Here is a 20,594-nt window from a genome sequence, read left to right on the forward strand (position 1 = left end):
AATAAAAATGTTTATAAGAAATTCAGATAAGCATTGTCGAAAGCCGGGGCCCCTGCTTCAACATGCTATAGCCATCAAAACGAGCTTCAGGCCGCCTTTTGCTCGCAATGAAAGAACAGGCGGGACAGGCTGATACCCAAGGCACCAGCCAGTTTTCCCGCCGTTTCCAGAGAGGGAATCACCTTCCCCCGCTCGACTTCGCCCAGATAGGAGCGATTCAGGTCAGCCTTTTCAGCCAGCAACTCCTGCGACCAGCCGCGCAGTTCCCGGAAATGCCGAACCGCGCGGCCGAAGCTGTTGACCAGATCGTTCACTGGGCAACCCTCCCTGCCCCGCCTGGCTCGTGCTGCAAGCTGGCTTGCGAGACATGACTGCCCGGAGGAACGCTGCGCGTCAGCCAGACATTGCCGCCAATGCTCGAGCCACGACCGATGGTGATGCGCCCGAGGATGGTGGCGCCGGCATAGACAACCACCTCGTCTTCGAGAATCGGGTGGCGTGGCGCTCCTTTTTCCAGGCCTCCGCTTTCATCCTGCGTAAAGCGTTTGGCCCCCAGCGTCACCGCCTGATAGAGGCGGACATTTCGGCCAATGATGGTCGTTTCGCCAATGACGACGCCCGTTCCATGGTCAACGAAAAAGCCGGGGCCAATCTGCGCACCGGGATGAATATCGATGCCGGTGATCGAGTGGGCGATTTCCGAAATGATGCGGGCAACCAGCGGCACGCCCAGCGCGTACAAGGCATGCGCCAGCCGGTAATGGATGACGGCCAGGATGCCCGGATAGCAGAGCAACACCTCATCGACGCTGCGGGCTGCTGGATCGCCAAGATAGGCAGCCTCGACATCGGCATCGAGCAGGCCGCGCAAGGCGGGCAACTGCTTGGCGAAGGCCTTGACGATCTCGGCCGCCTGGGCCTCGACATCGTTCTTTTCCTCGCAGGCCAAACGGCTGTTGTAGCCCAGTTCGAGCTGAACCTGCTGAAACAGCGAATTCAGCGCCGTGTCCAGCGTATGGCCGACGTAAAAGTCCTCGCCTTCCTGATGCAGATCGGCCGGCCCGAGGCGCATCGGGAACAGCGCCCCGCACAGCGCCTCGGCGATTTCCTTGAGTGCCTCGCGGGACGGGAATTCGCGGACGGCGAATTCCCGGCTCCGCTGCTGCGCCGCCCGCCACGAATCGCGGGCCGCATGCAGTTCGGCGACGATCTCCTTGACGCCCCAGCCGCCAACCTGCTCGTAGGCCAGGGACGAGTTGGCGACCGGGTGTCTCATGCGGCCAGCCCGGCTTCGTTGAACAGGCCTTCGAACAGGATGGAGCTCAGATAACGCTCGCCGGAGTCGGGCAGGATGACGACAATCGTCTTGCCGGCGTTTTCCGGCTTCTGCGCCAGACGAGCCGCTGCGGCAACGGCAGCACCGCTGGAAATCCCGGAGATGATACCCTCCTCCTTGGCCAGACGGCGGGCAAAAAGCACGGCATCCTCATTGGAAACCTGCTCGACGGCATCGACCAGCGACAGGTCGAGTACGCCCGGCACAAAACCGGCACCAATACCCTGGATCTTGTGCGGCCCTGGCTTGATCGGCTCACCGGCCTTGGCCTGGGTCAGCACCGGGCTGGCGGTCGGCTCGACGGCCACCGACTGGATAAGCTTTCCCTTGGTGCCCTTGATGTAGCGCGAAACGCCGGTGATCGTGCCGCCGGTACCGACGCCGGAAACCAGAATGTCGATGGCGCCGTCGGTGTCTTCCCAGATTTCCGGGCCGGTGGTCAGTTCGTGGATCGCCGGATTGGCCGGGTTCTTGAACTGCTGCAGCAGCACGTACTTGGCATCGGAAGCCGCGATTTCCTCGGCCTTGGCAATGGCGCCGCCCATCCCCTTGGCTCCTTCGGTCAGCACCAGTTTGGCGCCAAACGCAGTGAGCAGTTTGCGCCGTTCGATGCTCATCGTTTCCGGCATGGTCAGGGTCAGCGGAATACCCTTGGCAGCGGCAACGAAGGCCAGTGCAATACCGGTGTTGCCTGATGTCGGCTCGACCAGTTCCTTGCCCGGGCCGAGCAGGCCACGTTGTTCGGCATCGTTGATCAGCGCCGCACCGATCCGGCACTTGACCGAATAGGCCGGATTGCGACCTTCGATCTTGGCCAGCACGGTGGCCTTGGCACCATCGATGACGCGATTGAGCTTGATCAGCGGCGTGCGGCCGATCGACTGCGAGTTATCGGCAAAAATCTTGGACATGCTGTTTTCTCCCTGAAAATTGATGAATCAGTCCTGAATCCACGGCAGGCCGGCGCTGCGCCAGCCATTGAAGGCACCGCGGCGCTGCTGCTCGTCGAGATCGCCCTCGAAACCTTCGAGAATGTTGAATACGTTCTTGAAGCCCCCCTTGGCCGCGGCTTCGGCCGCTGCTGCCGAACGCTTGCCACTGCGACAGAGCAGCAGCACGACTTCATCCTTGCCAGCCTTGCTTTCCAGTTCCTTGACGAAACGCGGATTGCGCGACAGCGACAGGCCGGTCATCCAGGCGACGTGCTTGGTTTCCGGCACATGGCCGACGAACTTGCGCTCTTCGGCGGTGCGGACGTCGATCAACACCGCTTCGCCCGACTGAAACAGCACCCAGGCATCCTGTGGCGTCACGCTGCCGGCGTACGGCAGGTTGTCGGCAGCCGCCTGTTGGCGCGCCAGCTCAAGGATCGGCGAAGCGCCGCCGGCATTGCCGCTTTCGGCAAACAATGGCGACACCTGGGCAGACGATTGAGTGTCGGCAACTGCGTCGATAACTGCATCGGTCATGGCGATTCCTTTCGCTTTCGGCCAGCCTGAACAACCGGCTTCATGGGTATTGGGGGTCACTGAAAAAGGCTCAGTGATGTCTGTAGCCACCAATTTATTCCCCGTCGTTCATGCCCAGAACGAATAAAAATGCAGATCGATATAACGATCGCCGTAATAAGGATGTTGGCTATAAGCACCAGACGAGCGCGACTCGTAATACACGCCCCAAGGGCCCCGAAGGCATATCGAAATAGCCAGAAATTCTTTGTCGACCGCAGCAAGTCACCGCAGAATTACCCAACACCGCCGGATTTAATCGATAACTTGCCAGGGCGGACGACAAATACTGGCTAAAGCGTCGCTCGCTCCAGCACTCTCCGGGAGCCGGCCTCGCCGGACATACCGGAGAGCAAGGAGCAACAAAATGGTTTTGACCCTCGAACTGCCGGTCCGCCCGGCCACCAGCGATCTCTTCAGCAACCTGTTCGCCAGCTATGAAAGCCGCTTCGGCGCGCTACCGGCATGGCTGGATGAACTCTCCCGCAGCGATGCCAAATCCCTGTTGCGCCAGGCCCTGCGCCGCGGCGCCCCGCTCGCCCCGGCTGATCTGCCCTACTGAGTGAACCAGAGGCGCCCCGTGCCTCAACGGGGCGCCAACTTTCCAGGCAATGTCCGCCAGCACGCTGCTCAGTTGCCCTAGGCTGCGCTTGCTGAAAACCACCGGCACCGACATGTCGTCAGCGCCCCGCCGAACCTTGCGGGCCAGCCCGTGACTGATCTGATCGACCATCACCACGACCACCCGCGTATCAACCGGAATGGAACGATGGCACTCGCCCGGCTTGCGCCCGCTCCAATGACGAACCGGCTCGTAGCCCTGCCCGGCCAGATAGTCCCGAAACGAATCGACACGATCACCACCAACGATCAATGCAGCCATGACGCACCTCCTGTCTGTTTACACGCTCAATCTAGCCAGACCGGCACAGGCGAGGAACGACGTAGTTATTCCTTGCAAATGGGCTGGCTGGCTATAAGCATCTGCAAGAATCCGCCACCCTCATGGCCGGACAAAAAAAGGCCCGCAACCGGGACGGAGCGGGCCTAAACGCAAGCGCGTGATGGAGAGAGAGATGAGTCGCACGAGACGAATGCAAAGCAGGATTGAAGATACGGCAGCCGATCCGCCACGAAAACGAATTAGATTGAATAAGAAAACAAGGGCGACGGCGTGATCTTATTCAGCAATAGCACGTGGCGGGTTATTCGGATGCACCTTGTCGCAGAGCAGGTCGGGCTTGGCTTTGAGGTACGCCTGATTTTTTGAAACGTTCGTCGCGGCTGTGCATGCTGTGGTGGCCGCCAGCACCCCGGCGCCTAGATCTGCCGAGAAGCACGGTTTTCCCACCGGGAAAACCGGATAATGGCGGCCAATTCGTTTTGAACGCTATTTTTGGATTCCCGCATGGAAATTAAGGTCAATTTTCTCGACAAGCTTCGTCTTGAAGCCAAGTTCGATGACTTCACGGTCATCGCCGACCAGCCTATCCGCTACAAGGGCGATGGCTCGGCGCCGGGGCCGTTCGATTACTTTCTGGCTTCGTCGGCCTTGTGTGCGGCTTACTTCGTGAAGTTGTACTGCGACACGCGCAATATTCCGACCGAAAACATCCGCCTGTCGCAGAACAACATCGTTGATCCGGAAAACCGCTACCGGCAGATTTTCAAGATCCAGGTCGAGTTGCCGGCGGATATCTCGGCCAAGGATCGGCAGGGCATTTTGCGCTCCATCGACCGTTGTACGGTGAAAAAGGTCGTGCAAACCGGGCCCGAGTTCGTGATCGAGGAAGTGGAAAATCTGGATGCCGATGCGCAGGCTTTGCTAACGCTGAATCCGGGTTCGGAAGCGAGCACCTATATCGCCGGCAAGGATCTGCCGCTCGAGCAAACCATCGCCAACATGTCCGGCCTTTTGGCGGGCTTGGGCATGAAGATTGAAATCGCTTCCTGGCGCAATCTGGTGCCCAACGTCTGGTCGCTGCATATCCGCGATGCGCACTCGCCGATGTGTTTTACCAATGGCAAGGGCGCGACCAAGGAAAGCGCCTTGGCGTCGGCGTTGGGTGAATTCATCGAGCGGGCGAATTGCAATCACTTCTACAACGACCAGTTCTGGGGCGAAGACATCGCCAACGCGGCGTTCGTGCATTACCCGAACGAGCGCTGGTTCAAGCCGGGCCGCAAGAATGCGCTGCCGGCCGGGATTCTCGATGAATACTGCCGGGAGATTTACAACCCCGATGGCGAGTTGCGCGGCTCACATCTTTACGACACCAACTCCGGCAATACCGGGCGCGGCATCTGCACGCTGCCCTATGTCCGCCAGTCGGACGGCGAAACGGTGTATTTCCCGACCAACCTGATCGACAACCTGTTCCTGAGCAACGGCATGAGTGCCGGCAACACGCTGGCCGAAGCGCAGGTGCAATGCCTGTCGGAAATCTTCGAGCGCGCGGTCAAGCGCGAAATCCTCGAAGGCGAAATCGCCCTGCCGGACGTACCGCAGGACGTGCTGGCGAAGTACCCCGGCATCCAGGCCGGCATCGAGGAACTGGAAAAACAGGGTTTTCCGGTACTGGTCAAGGATGCGTCGCTGGGCGGGGAGTTTCCGGTCATGTGCGTCACCTTGATGAACCCGCGCACTGGCGGCGTGTTTGCCTCGTTCGGCGCGCACCCGAGCCTGGAGGTGGCGCTGGAACGCAGCCTGACCGAGCTGCTGCAGGGGCGCAGTTTTGAAGGCCTGAACGATTTGCCGCGGCCGACCTTCGAGAGCAACGCCGTCACCGAGCCGAACAATTTTGTTGAACACTTCATCGATTCCAGCGGCGTGGTGTCGTGGCGCTTTTTCAGCGCCAAGGCCGACTACGAATTTGTCGAGTGGGATTTTTCCGGCCAGGGTGAAAACTCCAATGCCGACGAGGCCGCCGCCTTGTTCGGGATTCTCGAAAACATGGGCAAGCAAGTGTACATGGCGGTTTATGACCAGCTCGGCGCGACCGCCTGCCGCATCCTGGTGCCCGGTTATTCGGAAATCTACCCGGTGGAAGACCTGATCTGGGACAACACCAACAAGGCGCTGGCCTTCCGCGCCGACATCCTCAACCTGCATCACCTCGACGACGCCGGCCTGGAGGCCTTGCTCGAACGTCTGGAAGACAGCGAACTCGACGATTACACCGACATCATCACCTTGATCGGCGTCGAGTTTGACGAGAACACGGACTGGGGTCAGCTGACCATTCTCGAGTTGAAGCTGCTGATCAATCTCGCCTTGCAGCAATTCGAAGCGGCGCACGAGCTGGTGGGAACCTTCCTGCAATACAACGAAAACACGGTCGAGCGCGGCTTGTTCTATCAGGCCTTGAATGTGGTGCTCGAGGTGCTGCTCGACGACGAGCTGGAACTGGACGATTACGTGGTCAATTTCCGCCGCATGTTTGGCAACCCGCGGATGGATGCGGTGCTGGGGTCAGTGGACGGTAGCGTGCGCTTCTTCGGCCTGACGCCAACGAGCCTGAAACTGGAAGGGCTCGATCGGCACCAGCGCCTGATCGATAGCTACAAAAAACTGCATATGGCGCGGGCCAATGTGGCGGACGGGGCACTTAAAAAGCACAGCTGACACGCCCACCACTGAAGCCCACACGATTGCTACGGTCAACCGGAAAAAAGCCCAAAAAATGAAATCCATCCAGATGCCGGGGCGGCTAGCCCGGATAAGCGACAGCCTCATTTTCAGCCAGCCGTAGCACCGTAGCCTCTTCGTCAACACCATCCGGCGCATCCGATTTGCCGGAGGCCAGCAGCCCGAAGCGTTTGAGTTGGGCGCGCAGGATGTTGCGGGAAATGCCAAGCAGGCGGGCGGTGCGGACCTGGTTGTTGTCGCAATGTTCGAAGGCTTGGCGGACCAGCGTTTCTTCGACCTGCTCGAAGAGGTTGTCACGGTTCTCGTCGAACATGTCCTTGAGGGCCTTGGACAATCGGCAACCGTCATCCTCCTCGACCACGCTGGCCGGCCGTGAGCTGTTGAGCACCGGCACGCGTTCCTTGATGCGCAGGTCGGCAGATCGGATGACGCCGTCGCGGCAGACGATCAGCGCGTAGTGGATGACATTTTCCAGCTCGCGGATATTGCCGGCCCAGCCGTAGGAAATCAGCGCCTGACGGGCGTTCGATGAAAACTCGATGGGCCCAAGATGCAGTTTGGCCCGGTAGCTGTCCACGAAGTGGCGGGCCAGCGGGATGATGTCGCCCGGCCGTTCGCGCAACGGCGGCAGGTTGATCGTCGCAATATTGAGTCGGTAGTAGAGATCGGCCCGGAAATGTCCGGCTTCGACAGCACTGACCAGATCGACGTTGGTCGCCGCGACCAGCCGGACATCGATATCGATCGGCCTGCGCGAACCGAGGCGGACAACCTGTCGTTCCTGCAGCACGCGTAGCAATTTGACTTGCATCGGTAGCGGCAGGTCGCCGATTTCGTCGAGGAACAAGGTGCCGTGCTGGGCCGCTTCGAACCAACCCTGGCGCAGCCCCTGGGCGCCGGTAAACGCCCCGGCTTCATGCCCGAACAGCTCGGCCTCGATGAGGTTTTCGCTGAAGGCGCCGCAGTTGACCGCGACAAAGGGGCCGCTCCGGCCGCTCTGGTTGTGCACATGGCGGGCGATCAGCTCCTTGCCGGTACCGGTATCGCCAATGATCAGCACAGTCGCCTCGCTCGGCGCGATCAGCTCGGTGGTGTTCAGGATATCGAGCGACACCGGATCGTTGAAAACCAGCGCCTTGGCGCGGATGGACAGCGGATGCGCCTGCGAATCCGGAAAGGTCAGTACTTTGTTCATTTCTTTTCTTTCGAAATTGGCGTTTTCCCCGGACCGGACATGCGGACTTCCCCCGCCGGCCCCCGATCCAACAGATTGGAATGCAGGTTAGCAACCGGCCCGGCATAGCCCAACAACCGATTTCTGATAAGCATTTTCCAACTTGTCATTTTTTCCTGACATCGGGGCTTTTTCCTGCTGCGCACGCAGCAAAACGCCCAGCCAACTGCTGCCAGACCAACAACGCCAAGCACCTAAAACCTGGCTCGCCGGCAACCCCCACCGGCAAAAGCCTTTTCTTTCATGGCCTTGTCGCGACAAACGAAATCACCTAAGGCTGGCACGGCTCCTGCGGATGAGTTTGGTTTGCCCAAAACCGCTGCCCCTGATGAAACACGCAAAAATCCGTTCCCTGCTCGCTGGTACCACCCTCGCCATGGCCCTTGGCGGCTGCGCCCTCGGTCCCGACTTTCTCCGCCCAGACATCGCGATACCGGCCGAATACCGCGAAGCATCCGGCTGGAAGCAGGCCGCACCGGACGATACCGGCAACCATGCGCCGTGGTGGGAACGTTACGGTGACCCAACATTGAACGGCCTGGTCGAACGCGTCGAAGTCTCCAACCAGAACGTGGCTCAGGCCGCAGCCCAGTACCGCGCGGCCGCCGCCCTGCTCGCCGCCAGCCGCGCCGCCTGGCTGCCCAGCCTGGGCAGCAGTCTCGGCGTAACCCGTAGCGAGGGCGTGACCGGAGCAACATCGACCACCTTCAATCCGGCCCGGACCATCGATCGCGTCGCGCTCAACAGCAGTTGGGAGATCGACTTGTGGGGCCGCATCGGACGCAACGTCGAGGCGACGCAAAGTTCGCTCGACGCCAGCGCCGCCGACCTCGCCGCCGCCCGCCTGAGCATGCAGGCTGCGCTCACCCAGGCCTACATTCAGCTGCGCATCAACGACGCCCAGCAACGCATCCTGCAACGGGCAATCACCGCCCAGCGCCGCTCGCACCAGATCACCTTCAACCGTCGCGAAGCCGGCATCGTCACCTCGGCCGACCTTGCCCAGGCCGAGGCCCAGCTCAAAACCACCGAAGCCCAGGCCATCGACCTCGGCATCCAGCGCGCCCAGCTGGAGCACCTGATCGCCCAGCTGATCGGCGAGATTCCCGGCCAGTTCCAGCTCGCGGCGGTCGATTCGGTGCCGGCCCTACCAGCACTGCCGGTCGGCATTCCCTCGGCACTGCTCGAAAGCCGGCCCGACATCGCTGCGGCAGAACGCCGGGCGGCGGCGGCCAACGCCCAGATCGGGGTAGCCCAGGCCGCCTTTTTCCCCAACCTGATCATCACCGCCAGCGGCGGCTTCCAGAATTCCAGCCTGGCCGATCTCGTCGCCTGGCCGCATCGCTTCTGGTCACTCGGCCCGGCCATCGCGCTCAGCCTGTTCGACGGCGGCGCCCGCTCGGCGGCCAAGGCCCAGGCTATCGCCAATTACGACCGGACCGTCGCCGGCTACCGGCAGAGCGTGCTGACCGCTTTCCAGGAAGTCGAAGACAACCTCGCCGCCCTGCGCATTCTCGACCAGGAAAGCGCCGTCCAGGCTCAAGCCAGACGCGCCGCCAGCGAGTTCGAGCGCCTGACCAACAACCAGTACATGGCCGGCACGGTCAGCTTCCTCAATGTCGCCACCGCGCAGACCGCTTCATTGAGCGCCGAACGCAGCAGCCTCGACCTGCTCGCCCGACAATTAGCGGCCAGCGTGGCGCTCAACAAGGCGCTGGGCGGCAACGACTGGACGCTGGCCGGCGAAGTGCAGGCCCGCCAGCGCAAGCCTGGCCAATAGGCTGCTGCGCAGCCAGCAGCGCCGGCCTGCTGACTGTTGCTCGGGCAACATGACTGGCTGGCACCGGCTGACCGGAATCGACGGTCAACCGGAAAAAACACCTAAATTTCAAAGCCCTGAACGCCAACGCCGCCCCCCGGCACCGGCTGGCCTGATGGTTGCTGAATCCACCATTGAGCCGACGGCAAGCGGCACAAGCCGGCGCTTGTCGTCGACTCCATTTCAACCCAGCAACTCAGGAAAAACCAACCGTGAACATCGTCAAATCCTTCGTCTTCCTGACCGCCAGCCTGCTGGCCTCAGCCTCTTTCGCCCAGCAGGCGGCCTATCAGCCGCCGCCCTGGACCTACCAGACCAAGCAACTGAACCGCGCCGAAATCGACGCCCTGCTCGCCAAGCCGCAACAGGTCGTCGTCCTCGACGTGCGCCGCCCGGATGAACTGATCAGCAAGGGCGCCTTCCCGGCCTATCTCAACATCCAGACCAAGGAAATCGAACAGAACCTCGGCTACATCCCGAAGGATCGGACCATCATCACCGTTTCCAACCGCGCCCATCGCGCCGGTGCGGTCGGCGACATCCTGACCGCCAGGGGTTTCAAGGTTGCCGGCGCCGCGGGCTCGCTGGATTACGAAGACCAGGGTGGCAAGATCGCCCGCATTCAACCGCCGGCGCCGAAGCCAGCTAACTGACGGCATAAGGTGGCGCCGGGCTTGCCAGCCCGGCCCGCCAGCAGTGACAATCGCTTTCATGCCGCCGGCCGGTTTGCCGTCCGGAACCTACCCGTCGGAGAACTTCTTGCTCAAAAAAACCGTTTGGCTACTGCTCGCCGTCGCGCTCAACGTTCCAGCCGCGGAAATCGCGCCCCAACCCTGGCATTTGCGCGCCGCCAGCGCCACCTCGGCCCTGGTCGGCCATTACCACTATCAGCCGCAGGTACTCGACGACACGCTGTCGGCCGCGATCTTCGACCGTTACCTGAAACTGCTCGACCCCGAGAAATTCATTTTCACGCAGGCCGATATCGATGCCCTGGCCGAGTATCGACTCAAGCTCGACGACGCGCTGCTGACGCCTGACCTGCAAGCCCCCTTCGCCATTTTCAAGCGCTATCAGCAGCGCATGGGCGAGCGTTTCATCTATGCCCGCAGCCTCCTCAAGGCCGGCTTCACTTTCGACAGCGATGAACGCTTCAACTATGGGCGTGACAAGGCGGAATGGGCCCGCACCGACGACATCCTGAACGACCTTTGGCGCCAGCGCGTCAAGAACGACTGGCTGCGCCTCAAGCTCGCCAGCAAGGCCGACGCCGAAATCCGCACGACGCTCGACAAGCGCTACGCGCAGTCGATCAAGCGCCTCGACAGGCTGAAAAGCGACGACGCCTTCCAGATGTTCATGAATGCCTACGCGATAAGCATCGAACCGCACACCGGCTATCTCGGCCCGCGCGCCTCGGCCGATTTCGACATTTCAATGCGCCTGTCGCTCACCGGCATCGGCGCCACCCTTTGGGAAAAGAACGACTACACGGTCATCCGCGAACTGACGCCGGGCAGCCCGGCCTCCCTTTCCGGCAAGCTGCACCCGGGCGACCGCATCGTCGGCGTCGCCCAGGGCACCAAGGATCCTTTCGTCGATGTCATCGGCTGGCGACTCGACGATACCGTTGCCCTGATCCGCGGCGAGGCCGACAGTGTCGTCCGTCTCGACATCCTGCCGGCCAGCGCCGGCGCCGAGGGCGAGCATCGCGAGGTCAAACTGGTGCGCAAAAAGATCGACCTGGCGCAGCAGGCGGCGAAAAAGACGATTCTCGATGTCGCCGATGGCAAGGCCAAGCGTCAAATTGGCGTCATCACCCTGCCGACTTTCTACGAAGACTTTTCGGGACGTCATCAAGGCGACCCGGCGGCCCGCAGCGCTTCGCGCGATGTTGCCCGGCAAATCGAGGAGTTGAAGAAAGCCAAGGTCGACGGCGTCATCATCGATCTGCGCCGCAACGGTGGCGGCTCGCTCAAGGAAGCCATCGCCCTTTCCGGCCTGTTCATCGACACCGGCCCGGTCGTCATGGAACGCGACGCCCGCGGGCGCATCTTCGTGGATGGCGACACGGTATCCGGCACCGCCTGGGATGGTCCGCTCGGCATCCTGATCGACGGCGAATCGGCCTCCGCCTCGGAAATTTTCGCCGCCGCCATGCAGGACTACGGCCGTGGCATCGTCATCGGCGAGCAGAGCTACGGCAAGGGCACAGTGCAATCGCTGATTGACCTCAATCGTGTCGTGCCCGACGAAAAAGCCCAGCTGGGCGAATTGCGCCTGACCATTGCCCAGTTTTTCCGCATCAACGGCAGCACCACGCAATTGCGCGGCGTCCAGCCCGATATTGTCTTCCCGGCCAGCAGCGATCCCAGCCTGACCGGCGAGGCCAGCAACGACAACGCCCTGCCGTGGACGCGCATTCGCGCCAGCACCTACGAGCGTACCGGCGATATTGGCGACACCCTGCCCGAGGTCATGCACCGGCATGAGCAGCGTGCCGCCAACGACCCGGCTTTCCGCAAACTGGCCGAGAGTTCGGCCGAACTGCTGCGCCTCCGTCAACAAACCAGCATCTCGCTCAACGAAGCCGAACGCCGCCGCGAAAACGAACGCCAGGAAAAACTCATGGCCGAGGGTGGAAGGCCCGACGACGGCCTGCTGGAAAGCGAACGCGACGAAAAGTTCGTCCGCAAGGAAGCCGATGCCACCAAGGACATCCGGCTTCTGGAAGCGGCACGCATCATTGCCGACGAAGCCGAGCTGGTCGCCCGTCGCCCACCCGGCGGCGCCTGACCCGACTGTTGCCGGGGCAGCAACCGTTGCTGCCCCGGCAACAGATTGAGAACCGCCCAACCCGGACCAATTTCCCGGCACCACCCGCCAAGCCACGATCTACCGCGATCTGGCCGAAATCAATTGCCTGAACCGGCCCTGGCATATCTCCTGCACTACTGGAAGACATTTTCATCTTTCCACCTTCAGGAGGTTTCATGCGTCGTCCGACGACACCCCAACTCACGCTTTCGGTCACCCTGCTCGCTGCCGCCTTTGCCGCTCACGCTGCCTCGCTGCAGGAAGCGGCCAGCACGCTAGGCGTCGACAAGACCCAGGCTATCGAGTTTGCCGCTACCGGCCACTGGTTCCAGTTTGGTCAGGCCCCCAACGTCAAGCAGCCGTGGCCGCGTTTCGATGTCCAGAAATACGTCGCCGACATCGACTACGCCAAGGGCGCCTCCCGGGTCCAGATCACCCGCCTGCAATCCGACGACCCGCAACGCCGTCGCCCGGCGCCGACCACCCAGTGGCTCGACCAGTACGTCAATGGCAAGCTTGCCTGGAACCTGCCGCCGGTCAGCCAGCCGCAAACCGCCACGCCGCAGCTGGCCGCCGTCGAGGAACGTCAGGCCGAAATCCTGTCCACGCCACAAGGCTTCATCAAGGCCGCCCTGGTCAATCAGGCGAGCAGCAAGCCGCTGAAGAACGGCGTCGAAATCCGCTTCACCGTTGACGGCAAGTACCAGTATGTCGGCACCCTGAATGTCGGGAACGAGGTCGAAAAGGTCAGCACCTGGATCGACAACCCGGTCCTCGGCGACACCCTCGTGGAAACCGAATTCGCCAAGTACAAGGACTTTGGCGGTGTCCGCTTCCCGTCCGAAATCGTTCGCCTGCAAGGCGGTCATCCGGTACTGGCTTTACGCATCAATGACGTGAAGGCGAACCCGAGCATCGACCTGACGCCGCCCGACAACGTCAAGAATGCCCAGCCCCCGGCCATCACCGTCAGCGCCGACAAGCTGGCCGACGGCGTCTTCTACCTGACCGGCGGCACGCACCATAGCGTCGCCATCGAGCAGAAGGATCACATCGTACTGGTCGAAGCGCCACTCAACGAAGCCCGCTCGCAGGCGCTGATTGCCAAGGTCGGCGAACTCTTCCCCGGCAAGCCGATCAAGTATCTCGTGAACTCGCACGTGCACTTCGACCACTCCGGCGGCCTGCGTACCTTCGTCGACGCCGGCGCGACCATCGTCACCCACAAGCTCAACGCGCCGTACTATCAAAAAGCCTGGGGCAACCCGCACACGCTCAACCCGGACGCCCTCGCCCGCTCGAAAAAGGCACCGCGTTTCGAGACCTTCGGCGACAAGCTCGTGCTCGGCGACAGCCGCAAGATCGAGATTCACAACATCGCCAACAGCGGCCACAACGACGGTTTCGCACTGGTCTACCTGCCGGCCGAGAAAATCCTCATCGAAGCCGACGCCTACACCCCAGCCGCCGCCGGCGTTCCGCTCCCGGCCTCACCCAACCCGTACAGCGTCAATCTCTACAACAACATCCAGCGCCTCAAACTGGACGTCGACAAGATTGCCGCCCTGCACGGCCCACGCGTCGTCACCCTCAACGACCTGCGCGCCGCCATTGGCTTGGGAACGGTCGCCAGCGCCAAGTAATTGGCTGTCGCCTGAAACAAAGAAGCCGGCTCCTGAGCCGGCTTCTTCTTTTGGACACATACGATCCGGTTAGCGGGGTTCGAAATCGGTCGATAACTGGTTGATGATCTCTGTGAACACGGCCTTGACCTGATCTTCAGCGCATCCCATGAGGACAGCGTCTTCGAGCGCGCCAAGGGCCATCTCTCGCAACTCTTCAAGGTTTTCAGCCATTACCTTGAGCTTCTCATGGCAGGCGATAACCGATCCGTCAGGAGCTCGCCACGGGTTTTCAGTTGAGCCGTAGCTCGTCAAAGGATTCGATTTCACACCAGCCTCACAAAACGTCTGGATTACACATCTATGAATTATGGGGCCAGCCGCGATGGAAGCAAAACCGACGGCAGACCGACAACGGTGTTACTGCACCCTGAAATAGTTTTTAATTTTCACGGTTTTTTCCGGTTGACCGTGGGAATGGAAATTCAGCGGCTGGCGGCCAGCCCCTGAACGATGGTGAGCGCCTTGTCGACGTTTTCTGTGGGTGAAACGCCGCCGACCACGCCGGCGACCCGCCCGTCGCTGCCGACCACGAAAGTGGTCCGCTCGGCGAAGTCGTGATCGATGTCGTTGCCACGCGTGTCCTTGCGGCCGCGTGTGGCGGTCCGGACATTGACGCCGTAGGACTTGGCGATCTTGCCATCGGCGTCGGAAGCGACGGCAATCTTGCCGGCGCAGAAGTCGGGATCGGCCGAGAAATTCTTAAGGCGGGCAATGCTGTCGAGCGAGACGCCGACGATCTGGGCGCCGGCGGCCTTGAAGCGCTCGTTCTTCTCGGCGAAGGTATGGGCCTGGATGTTGCAGCCATTGGTGTAGGCCGAGGGGTAGAAGTAGACGACGACCGGCCCCTTCTTGAGGTTGTCACGCAGGGCGAAGGTGAAGGCATTGCCGTTGAGCGCCGCCGCGGCCTGGAAATCCGGCGCGCTGTCGCCTTCGCTCAGGGCCATTGCCGGGCCGACCAGGGCCATGCCGAGCAAGGCGGTCAGCAGTCCCTGCTTGATTTGCGTTTTCATGATGTTGTCTCTTTGGGGATGAAAAAATCACAGCCCGGCGACGTAAGCCGCCAGCTGATCGATATCGTTGTCCGACAGCTGCCGGGCGATGGCGTTCATGACGCCGCCCGGGCTGTTCCTGCGTTCGCCGGCCCGCCATTCAGCGAGCTGTTTGGTGACGTAGCGCCGGTGCTGGCCGGCCAGTCGCGGATAGCTGGCATCGCCAACTTGCTGCCCCTGCCCGGCCTCGCCGTGGCAACTGGCGCAGGCCGGAATACCGCGCGCTGCGTCGCCCTGGACATAAAGCCGGCGCCCGAGCGGCGCTTCGCCGTCCTTCTCGCTGGCTATCTTCTGGCTGGCGAAATAGGCAAAGATGTCGGCGGCGTCGCGGTCGTTGAGGCTGCGCGCCATGATGAACATGCTGTCGTTGTGACGCGCCCCGCTGCGAAAGTCGCGAATCTGCTTCATGAGGTAGGACGGTAACTGCCCGGCCAGTCGCGGAAACTTGCCGATGTTGCCAATGCCGTCCTCGATATCGTTGGCATTGCCGTCATGGCCGTGGCACTCCTGGCAGCGTTCGTCTTCCGCCTTGAGCTTGCCGGCGACTGGGTCGCCCTTGAACGTAGTGGCATTCCGGCTACCCTGCTGCGCGCCAACCGGCGTCGCCAGCACGAAGGCGATCGCCGCCACGATTAATACCTGAAGCCGCATGCAGCCTCAGGATTTCTTGTAGAAGTTGTGGCATGACTTGCAGGCCCGCGACAGGTCGGAGGCCATGACATTGGCGCTGTCAAAATTCTTGCTGGCAACGGATTTACCGATTTCGTCGATCAGTTGCCGGCTCTTTTTCGAAATATCCAGCGCATCCTGGGCATCGCCCTTGGCCGCGTAGAACGCCTCGATCTGGGCGAACATCGCCGACAGCTCCTGCGTATCGCCGGAAACGCCCTTGGCGTTCTTGATCGCGATATGGTTGGCGAGACTCTTGTTGCTGTCCTCGACATTCCGCATGAAATCGTCGTCGATATCGATCTGGGCGGAGATGACGCTGCCGGCCACGGCCAGCAAGGTCACCCCCAACGCTACTAACTTGCGCATCATCTTTCCTGTGGGTCGAAATCAGGGAAACGCCGATGAATCCGGCTTGGTCAGCGTTTCCCCTGGGGGTTCAGGCGATCAGTTCCTTGATGACCTTGCCGTAAACCACGGTTGGGCGTTCGGATCGACCGTTGTTGAGGAAGGTCGTCTTCAGATGGTCGAGGCCGAGCAACTGCAGCACGGTGGCGTGCAGGTCGTAGGTATCGACCGCCTGCTCCTTGTCGGCGATCTGCAGGCCGATGTCGTCGGTCGCGCCGTAAGTGGTGCCGGCCTTGACGCCGCCGCCAGCCATCCACTGAGTGTAGCCCCAAGGATTATGGTCGCGGCCGCTGCCGGATTCGCCCCACGAGGTACGGCCGAATTCGGAGGCCCAGACGATGAGCGTCGTATCGAGCAGACCGCGCGCCTTGAGGTCGGCGAGCAGACCGGCGATTGGTTTGTCGACCATGCGTGCCTGGACGCCGTGGTTGCCGTCGAGATCGTTGTGGGCATCCCAGCTGCGACGTTCCTGATCGGAAATGTTTTCCGGGTGGCCGGACACGACCTGGATGAAGCGCACGCCACGTTCGACCAGACGGCGGGCACGCAGCAGGACTTGACCATAGCTTTCGCTGGTTTTGTCGTCGATGCCATAGAGCTTCCTGGTCGCTTCGGATTCGCCGCTGATATCGACCGCTTCCGGCGCTGCACGCTGCATGCGGTCGGCCAGTTCGTAGGACTGCAGACGAGCGCGCAGTTCAGTGTCTTCCGGACGGCGGTCGGCACCGATGTTGTTGAGCGTCTTCAGTAGATCAAGCGAGCCGCGTTGCTGGGCGGCTGTGCGCAGGTCCGGACGTTCGAGGTAAAGAATCGGCGAATCGCCCGGACGGAATGGGGTGCCCTGATAGACAGCCGGCAGGAAGCCGGAGCTCCAGTTGACCGAGCCGGCCTGCGGCTCGCGATCGCCGTTGTAGAGCACGACGTAGGACGGCAGGTTGGGATTGTTCGAGCCGAGCGCCCAGTTGACCCACGCGCCGAGCGACGGCCGGCCCGGATTAACGTCACCGGTATTGAGCTTGAGAATGGAGATGTCGTGCGTTGCCCCGACGGTCACGCTGGACTTGATGAAAGCCATCTTGTCGGCATGCTCGGCCAGGTTGGGCAGCAGGTTGGAGAACCAGGCACCGCTTTCGCCATGCTGTTTCCAGGTCCGCTGATTGGAGACGAAGAGCTTGCCGACGCCGCCCTGGGTACTGGTCTTGATGCCCTTGAGGAAGGAGGCAGGCACCGGCTGACCGGCCAGCCTGACGAGTTCCGGCTTGTAGTCGAAGAGGTCAAGCGTTGAGGGCGCACCGTTCTGGTGGAGCCAGATCACCGACTTGATCTTGCTCGGAAAATGCGGCGACTTGGGGGCCAGCGGGTCAGCCAGTTCGGCCGCGAGGGCCGAGCCGATGAAGCCGACACCGGGGATGAAGCCCGCCGCTGCAGCCGCGCCGCCCAGGCCGAGGCCGGTCTGGATGAGGAATTTACGACGATTGAGTGACATGTTGTTTTCCTTGTTGCGTTGTCAGGGGTTGGATTAGAAGCGGTAGGCAAAGTCGTTGGAGTTGGCCACGGCGTGCACCAGATCGACGAAGGCAGCGGCGCGCACCGGGTTGAGGCCGGCCGGATTCCTGACGCCGATCGGCACGGCGGCCTGGAAGGTGCCGCCACTGCTGGCGAATTTCTGCTGGACGGCAGCTTCACCCTTGACCAGGAAGTCCTTGAGCGCAGCCTTTTCTTCCTTGCTCGGTTCGCGCGAGAAAAGGATCTGGTAGAGACGGCTGATCTGGGCCGATTCGTCCTTGCCGGCTTCGTTGATGACACGGCCAGCCAGCGCCTGAGACCAATTGACGATGATCTCGCTGTTGAACAGCGTCAGCGCCTGCAACGGCGTCGTCGTCACGTCGCGCTTGTGGTGCGCCTGCGACGGGTTGGCCGGGTCGAAGTTCTGGAGCAGCGGATACGGCAGGCTGCGCCGGCTGAAGATATAGACGCTGCGGCGATTCCAGTCGGCCTTGTCCTTCGAGATGGTCCATGCACGGTTGCCGTCGAAATCGGCCGGGCCGAGGTTCTGGGTGCTGGCGACAGGCGGGAAAACGGACGGACCGCCGACCACGTCGTTGAGCTGACCGGAGGCATAAAGCAGCGTATCGCGGATCTCTTCAGCTTCCAGACGCTTGCGCGGATAGACAGCGAGCAGCTTGTTCTGCGGATCGGCCTTGGCCACTTCCGGACGCTCGGCCGACGACTGGCGATAGACGCTGGAGAGCAGGATATCGCGATGCAGTTTCTTGATGCTCCAGCCCTTCTCGACGAAATTGGCGGCCAGATAGTCGAGCAATTCCGGGTTGGTCGGCTTCTCGCCGGCCCGGCCGAAATCGCTCAGACTGGCAACGATGCCCTTGTCGAAATACTGGCTCCACACGCGGTTCACATAAACGCGAGCAGTCAGCGGATTGGTCGGGCTGGCCAGCCAGCCAGCCAGTGCGGTGCGGCGACCGGATGAATTGGCGGTCGGCTTGATGTCGACCTTGTCGCCACCCCACAGCGCGGGAATGGCCGGCTGGACTTCGTCGGTCGGGCGTTCATGAATACCGGCAAAGCGCACGAAGGTCGGCGGTGAATCGGTATGACCCAGTTCGGTCGCGGCCGTGTAGAAGGCAGAACCGCCATTCGGACGCTGGTCGTCGAACTTGCGCAGCTCCTTTTGCAGGCGGTCGTATTCTTTCCAGGCAGTAACCTTGTCCGGCGAATGATCCTCGCGCTCCTTGCTTTCAGCGGCCAGGCGCAGATAGCCGGCAACGCCATCATTGGTTTCGGCAACGACCGTCTTGTGCCGGTGGTTAACCCAGCGATCGAGCGCATTCCAGTCTTTTTCCGGCTTGAATATCGACTCTCGGCTATCGGTCAGGTAACGCTCTTTCTGGTACTTGACGCCGACTTCGCGGTACTGGTCGAGGATCTGTTTCTGGGCATCGCGGACGCCCTTGACCGTCGCATCGTATTTCGCCTTCTGCTCGGTGTATTTTTTGTCCCAGAAACTCTCCGAGCCCTTGGCCAGCGGCGTGCGCCAGTCGAAAGACGTGTTGGCGAAGAAAGCCTGCAGCGAGAAGTAGTCCTTCTGCGTCAGCTTGTCCGACTTGTGGTTGTGGCAGCGGGCGCAACCGGTCGTCGAGGCGAGGAAGGTCTCGCCGATGTTGTCGGTGATGTCGGTGGTGATCTGGTACTTGCGCTGTACCAGATCGCGGGAATTGGAGTTGTCCGGATAGTTGGCCAGGTAGCCGGTGGCAATCTTCGCTTCCTGGCTGTTCGGGTAAAGCTCGTCGCCCGCCAGTTGTTCCTTGATGAAGCGGTCGTACGGCTTGTCCTGGTTGAAGGCGGTGATGACGTAATCGCGGTAACGCCAGCTATTGGCCCGCGTCTGGTCGTTCTGGAAACCCGAGCTATCGGCATAGCGGGCCAGATCGAGCCAGCGACGACCCTGTCGCTCGCCGTAGTGATGCGAGGCGAGCAGACGGTCGACCAGCTTTTCGTAGGCCTCCGGCGACTTGTCATTGACGAAGGCCTTGACCTCCTCCGGCGTCGGCAGCAGGCCCCAGGCATCGAGCGTGGCGCGACGGATGAAGGTGGCGCGGTCGGTGTCGGCTGACGGCTTGAGGTTGTTGGCTTCCAGTTGCGCCAGGATGAAGGCATCGATCGGTGAGCGCACCCAGCTCTTGTTGGCTACCGCCGGCACCGCCGGTTTCTGGACGACCTCATAGGGCGACCAGCGCTTGGCGGATTTGGCCACGACCGCCTCCGGGCTGGCACTCTTGTCGGCATCGGCCGCGATCGCAAACACGCTCGTAAAGCACGAGAGCACCGCGAGATATGCAATTTTCTTCTTCATGAACCACTCCAGACGAGATATCAAAAGACCACCCCAAGGCCATTCGAACCAGAACTCCCCGGCCGAACGATCGGATGGACTTCGTTCAGCAACCGCCATGCCACGTTAAAAAACACCCCTCCGGCAGGCCGAAAATTTGGCCAAATATGCGATCTAAGCAATTGATACCTATGCATTAATTTTTGTGGCCAACGAGCATCCGCCCGATCTCGAGCCGCGGATCCATCGGGAAGCGGACTGCTCGTACGGCAGCAGACAGCCCCTGCTTCTGCTGCCGTGGAAACACCTGACTGCTGCTTATGCGTTCGCCTTGATCCGGACACCCGGCAGTGGCTGCACGCGCCCCGGATGGTCATTTCAAATTTGGCCAAAATTTCCGGTTGACCGTAGAACTCGCAGCCACTGCCCGCTCGGCAGCTCGCCGCAATCCACAGGCGATAGCTGCTGCGTACGAAGCAGCCCTGCCTCGTGCGGTGCACCAATAGCGGCGCCAAAAAACGCACAACAATCAATAAATCAATCACTTACCAAGTGGCACGGTCTGTGCCA

At 61.5% G+C, this 20,594-nt stretch carries 18 protein-coding genes; 6 read left to right on the top strand and 12 right to left on the bottom strand.

From position 1 onward, the window contains the following. Window positions 1-86: 86 nt before the first annotated feature. The 5 genes from KI613_RS11530 to KI613_RS11550 form a co-directional block, all read right to left on the bottom strand. Entirely contained in the window at window positions 87-314 is a 228-nt protein-coding gene (locus KI613_RS11530; protein ID WP_226399558.1) for a helix-turn-helix domain-containing protein, read from the bottom strand. Next, the gene (epsC, locus tag KI613_RS11535) at window positions 311-1,276 is read right to left on the bottom strand and encodes a serine O-acetyltransferase EpsC (RefSeq protein ID WP_226399559.1); all 966 of its coding nucleotides are present in this window, start codon (window positions 1,274-1,276) and stop codon (window positions 311-313) included. The genes KI613_RS11530 and epsC overlap by 4 nt, the downstream gene beginning before the upstream one ends. Continuing rightward, window positions 1,273-2,247 carry a cysteine synthase A gene (gene cysK, locus KI613_RS11540; protein ID WP_226399560.1) on the bottom strand — a complete coding sequence of 325 codons (975 nt, stop codon included), beginning with the start codon at window positions 2,245-2,247 and terminating at the stop codon, window positions 1,273-1,275. The genes epsC and cysK overlap by 4 nt, the downstream gene beginning before the upstream one ends. A 27-nt stretch (window positions 2,248-2,274) precedes the next feature. Beyond that, window positions 2,275-2,805, bottom strand: coding sequence for a rhodanese-like domain-containing protein (locus tag KI613_RS11545; RefSeq protein WP_226399561.1), 531 nt, complete (start codon window positions 2,803-2,805; stop codon window positions 2,275-2,277). Between the two features lie 496 nt (window positions 2,806-3,301). Then, window positions 3,302-3,727: a DUF2325 domain-containing protein gene (locus KI613_RS11550; protein WP_226399562.1), complete on the bottom strand. Its 426-nt coding sequence runs from the start codon at window positions 3,725-3,727 to the stop codon at window positions 3,302-3,304. A gap of 525 nt (window positions 3,728-4,252) precedes the next feature. Between KI613_RS11550 and KI613_RS11555 the strand changes: the two genes are divergently transcribed. Then, a complete protein-coding gene (locus tag KI613_RS11555; protein WP_226399563.1) occupies window positions 4,253-6,469 on the top strand; it encodes an OsmC domain/YcaO domain-containing protein in 2,217 nt (738 codons plus the stop codon). 85 nt (window positions 6,470-6,554) lie between these two features. Here the strand turns inward: KI613_RS11555 and KI613_RS11560 are convergent, their stop codons facing one another. Continuing rightward, the gene (locus KI613_RS11560; protein ID WP_226399564.1) at window positions 6,555-7,688 is read right to left on the bottom strand and encodes a sigma-54 interaction domain-containing protein; all 1,134 of its coding nucleotides are present in this window, start codon (window positions 7,686-7,688) and stop codon (window positions 6,555-6,557) included. Window positions 7,689-7,768: 80 nt separating this feature from the next. On the opposite strand from KI613_RS11560, the gene KI613_RS11565 reads away from it, so the two are divergent. The 5 genes from KI613_RS11565 to KI613_RS11585 all read left to right on the top strand — a co-directional run bounded on the left by KI613_RS11565 (window position 7,769) and on the right by KI613_RS11585 (window position 14,006). Next, entirely contained in the window at window positions 7,769-8,002 is a 234-nt protein-coding gene (locus KI613_RS11565) for a hypothetical protein (RefSeq protein WP_226399565.1), read from the top strand. Between the two features lie 53 nt (window positions 8,003-8,055). Next, window positions 8,056-9,507, top strand: a complete 1,452-nt coding sequence (locus KI613_RS11570; protein WP_226399566.1) for an efflux transporter outer membrane subunit — start codon at window positions 8,056-8,058, stop codon at window positions 9,505-9,507. A 251-nt stretch (window positions 9,508-9,758) separates the two neighbouring features. Continuing rightward, on the top strand, window positions 9,759-10,199 hold the full coding sequence (locus KI613_RS11575; RefSeq protein WP_226399569.1) for a rhodanese-like domain-containing protein: 441 nt from the start codon (window positions 9,759-9,761) through the stop codon (window positions 10,197-10,199). Window positions 10,200-10,305: 106 nt separating this feature from the next. Beyond that, window positions 10,306-12,342 (top strand): carboxy terminal-processing peptidase, encoded by a 2,037-nt coding sequence (locus KI613_RS11580; protein WP_226399571.1) that lies wholly within the window; start codon window positions 10,306-10,308, stop codon window positions 12,340-12,342. Window positions 12,343-12,539: 197 nt separating this feature from the next. Continuing rightward, window positions 12,540-14,006 carry an MBL fold metallo-hydrolase gene (locus tag KI613_RS11585; RefSeq protein WP_226399573.1) on the top strand — a complete coding sequence of 489 codons (1,467 nt, stop codon included), beginning with the start codon at window positions 12,540-12,542 and terminating at the stop codon, window positions 14,004-14,006. Between the two features lie 69 nt (window positions 14,007-14,075). Here KI613_RS11585 and KI613_RS11590 read toward each other — a convergent pair whose 3' ends face one another. The 6 genes from KI613_RS11590 to KI613_RS11615 form a co-directional block, all read right to left on the bottom strand. Next, on the bottom strand, window positions 14,076-14,219 hold the full coding sequence (locus KI613_RS11590; protein ID WP_226399575.1) for a hypothetical protein: 144 nt from the start codon (window positions 14,217-14,219) through the stop codon (window positions 14,076-14,078). Window positions 14,220-14,470: 251 nt separating this feature from the next. Then, entirely contained in the window at window positions 14,471-15,058 is a 588-nt protein-coding gene (locus KI613_RS11595) for a peroxiredoxin (protein ID WP_226399577.1), read from the bottom strand. Window positions 15,059-15,085: 27 nt separating this feature from the next. Further along, entirely contained in the window at window positions 15,086-15,727 is a 642-nt protein-coding gene (locus tag KI613_RS11600; RefSeq protein WP_226399579.1) for a c-type cytochrome, read from the bottom strand. A gap of 27 nt (window positions 15,728-15,754) precedes the next feature. Then, the gene (locus KI613_RS11605) at window positions 15,755-16,135 is read right to left on the bottom strand and encodes a hypothetical protein (protein ID WP_226399581.1); all 381 of its coding nucleotides are present in this window, start codon (window positions 16,133-16,135) and stop codon (window positions 15,755-15,757) included. A gap of 70 nt (window positions 16,136-16,205) precedes the next feature. Beyond that, window positions 16,206-17,660, bottom strand: coding sequence for a DUF1501 domain-containing protein (locus KI613_RS11610; RefSeq protein WP_226399583.1), 1,455 nt, complete (start codon window positions 17,658-17,660; stop codon window positions 16,206-16,208). A gap of 33 nt (window positions 17,661-17,693) precedes the next feature. Next, window positions 17,694-20,045 (bottom strand): DUF1549 and DUF1553 domain-containing protein, encoded by a 2,352-nt coding sequence (locus tag KI613_RS11615; protein WP_226399585.1) that lies wholly within the window; start codon window positions 20,043-20,045, stop codon window positions 17,694-17,696. Between the last annotated feature and the right edge of the window lie 549 nt (window positions 20,046-20,594).

The sequence above is a fragment of the Ferribacterium limneticum genome (assembly GCF_020510585.1).
In the GTDB taxonomy this organism is placed as follows: Bacteria; Pseudomonadota; Gammaproteobacteria; order Burkholderiales; family Rhodocyclaceae; genus Azonexus.

Bases quoted from the DNA above. Each gene is read 5' to 3' on its own strand.
- cysK (WP_226399560.1), bottom strand. From the start codon at position 2,247: ATGTCCAAGATTTTTGCCGATAACTCGCAGTCGATCGGCCGCACGCCG.
- KI613_RS11550 (WP_226399562.1), bottom strand. From the start codon at position 3,727: ATGGCTGCATTGATCGTTGGTGGTGATCGTGTCGATTCGTTTCGGGAC.
- KI613_RS11555 (WP_226399563.1), top strand. From the start codon at position 4,253: ATGGAAATTAAGGTCAATTTTCTCGACAAGCTTCGTCTTGAAGCCAAG.
- KI613_RS11545 (WP_226399561.1), bottom strand. From the start codon at position 2,805: ATGACCGATGCAGTTATCGACGCAGTTGCCGACACTCAATCGTCTGCC.
- KI613_RS11585 (WP_226399573.1), top strand. From the start codon at position 12,540: ATGCGTCGTCCGACGACACCCCAACTCACGCTTTCGGTCACCCTGCTC.
- KI613_RS11595 (WP_226399577.1), bottom strand. From the start codon at position 15,058: ATGAAAACGCAAATCAAGCAGGGACTGCTGACCGCCTTGCTCGGCATG.
- KI613_RS11565 (WP_226399565.1), top strand. From the start codon at position 7,769: ATGCAGGTTAGCAACCGGCCCGGCATAGCCCAACAACCGATTTCTGAT.
- KI613_RS11605 (WP_226399581.1), bottom strand. From the start codon at position 16,135: ATGCGCAAGTTAGTAGCGTTGGGGGTGACCTTGCTGGCCGTGGCCGGC.
- KI613_RS11615 (WP_226399585.1), bottom strand. From the start codon at position 20,045: ATGAAGAAGAAAATTGCATATCTCGCGGTGCTCTCGTGCTTTACGAGC.
- KI613_RS11590 (WP_226399575.1), bottom strand. From the start codon at position 14,219: ATGGCTGAAAACCTTGAAGAGTTGCGAGAGATGGCCCTTGGCGCGCTC.
- KI613_RS11560 (WP_226399564.1), bottom strand. From the start codon at position 7,688: ATGAACAAAGTACTGACCTTTCCGGATTCGCAGGCGCATCCGCTGTCC.
- epsC (WP_226399559.1), bottom strand. From the start codon at position 1,276: ATGAGACACCCGGTCGCCAACTCGTCCCTGGCCTACGAGCAGGTTGGC.
- KI613_RS11610 (WP_226399583.1), bottom strand. From the start codon at position 17,660: ATGTCACTCAATCGTCGTAAATTCCTCATCCAGACCGGCCTCGGCCTG.
- KI613_RS11570 (WP_226399566.1), top strand. From the start codon at position 8,056: ATGAAACACGCAAAAATCCGTTCCCTGCTCGCTGGTACCACCCTCGCC.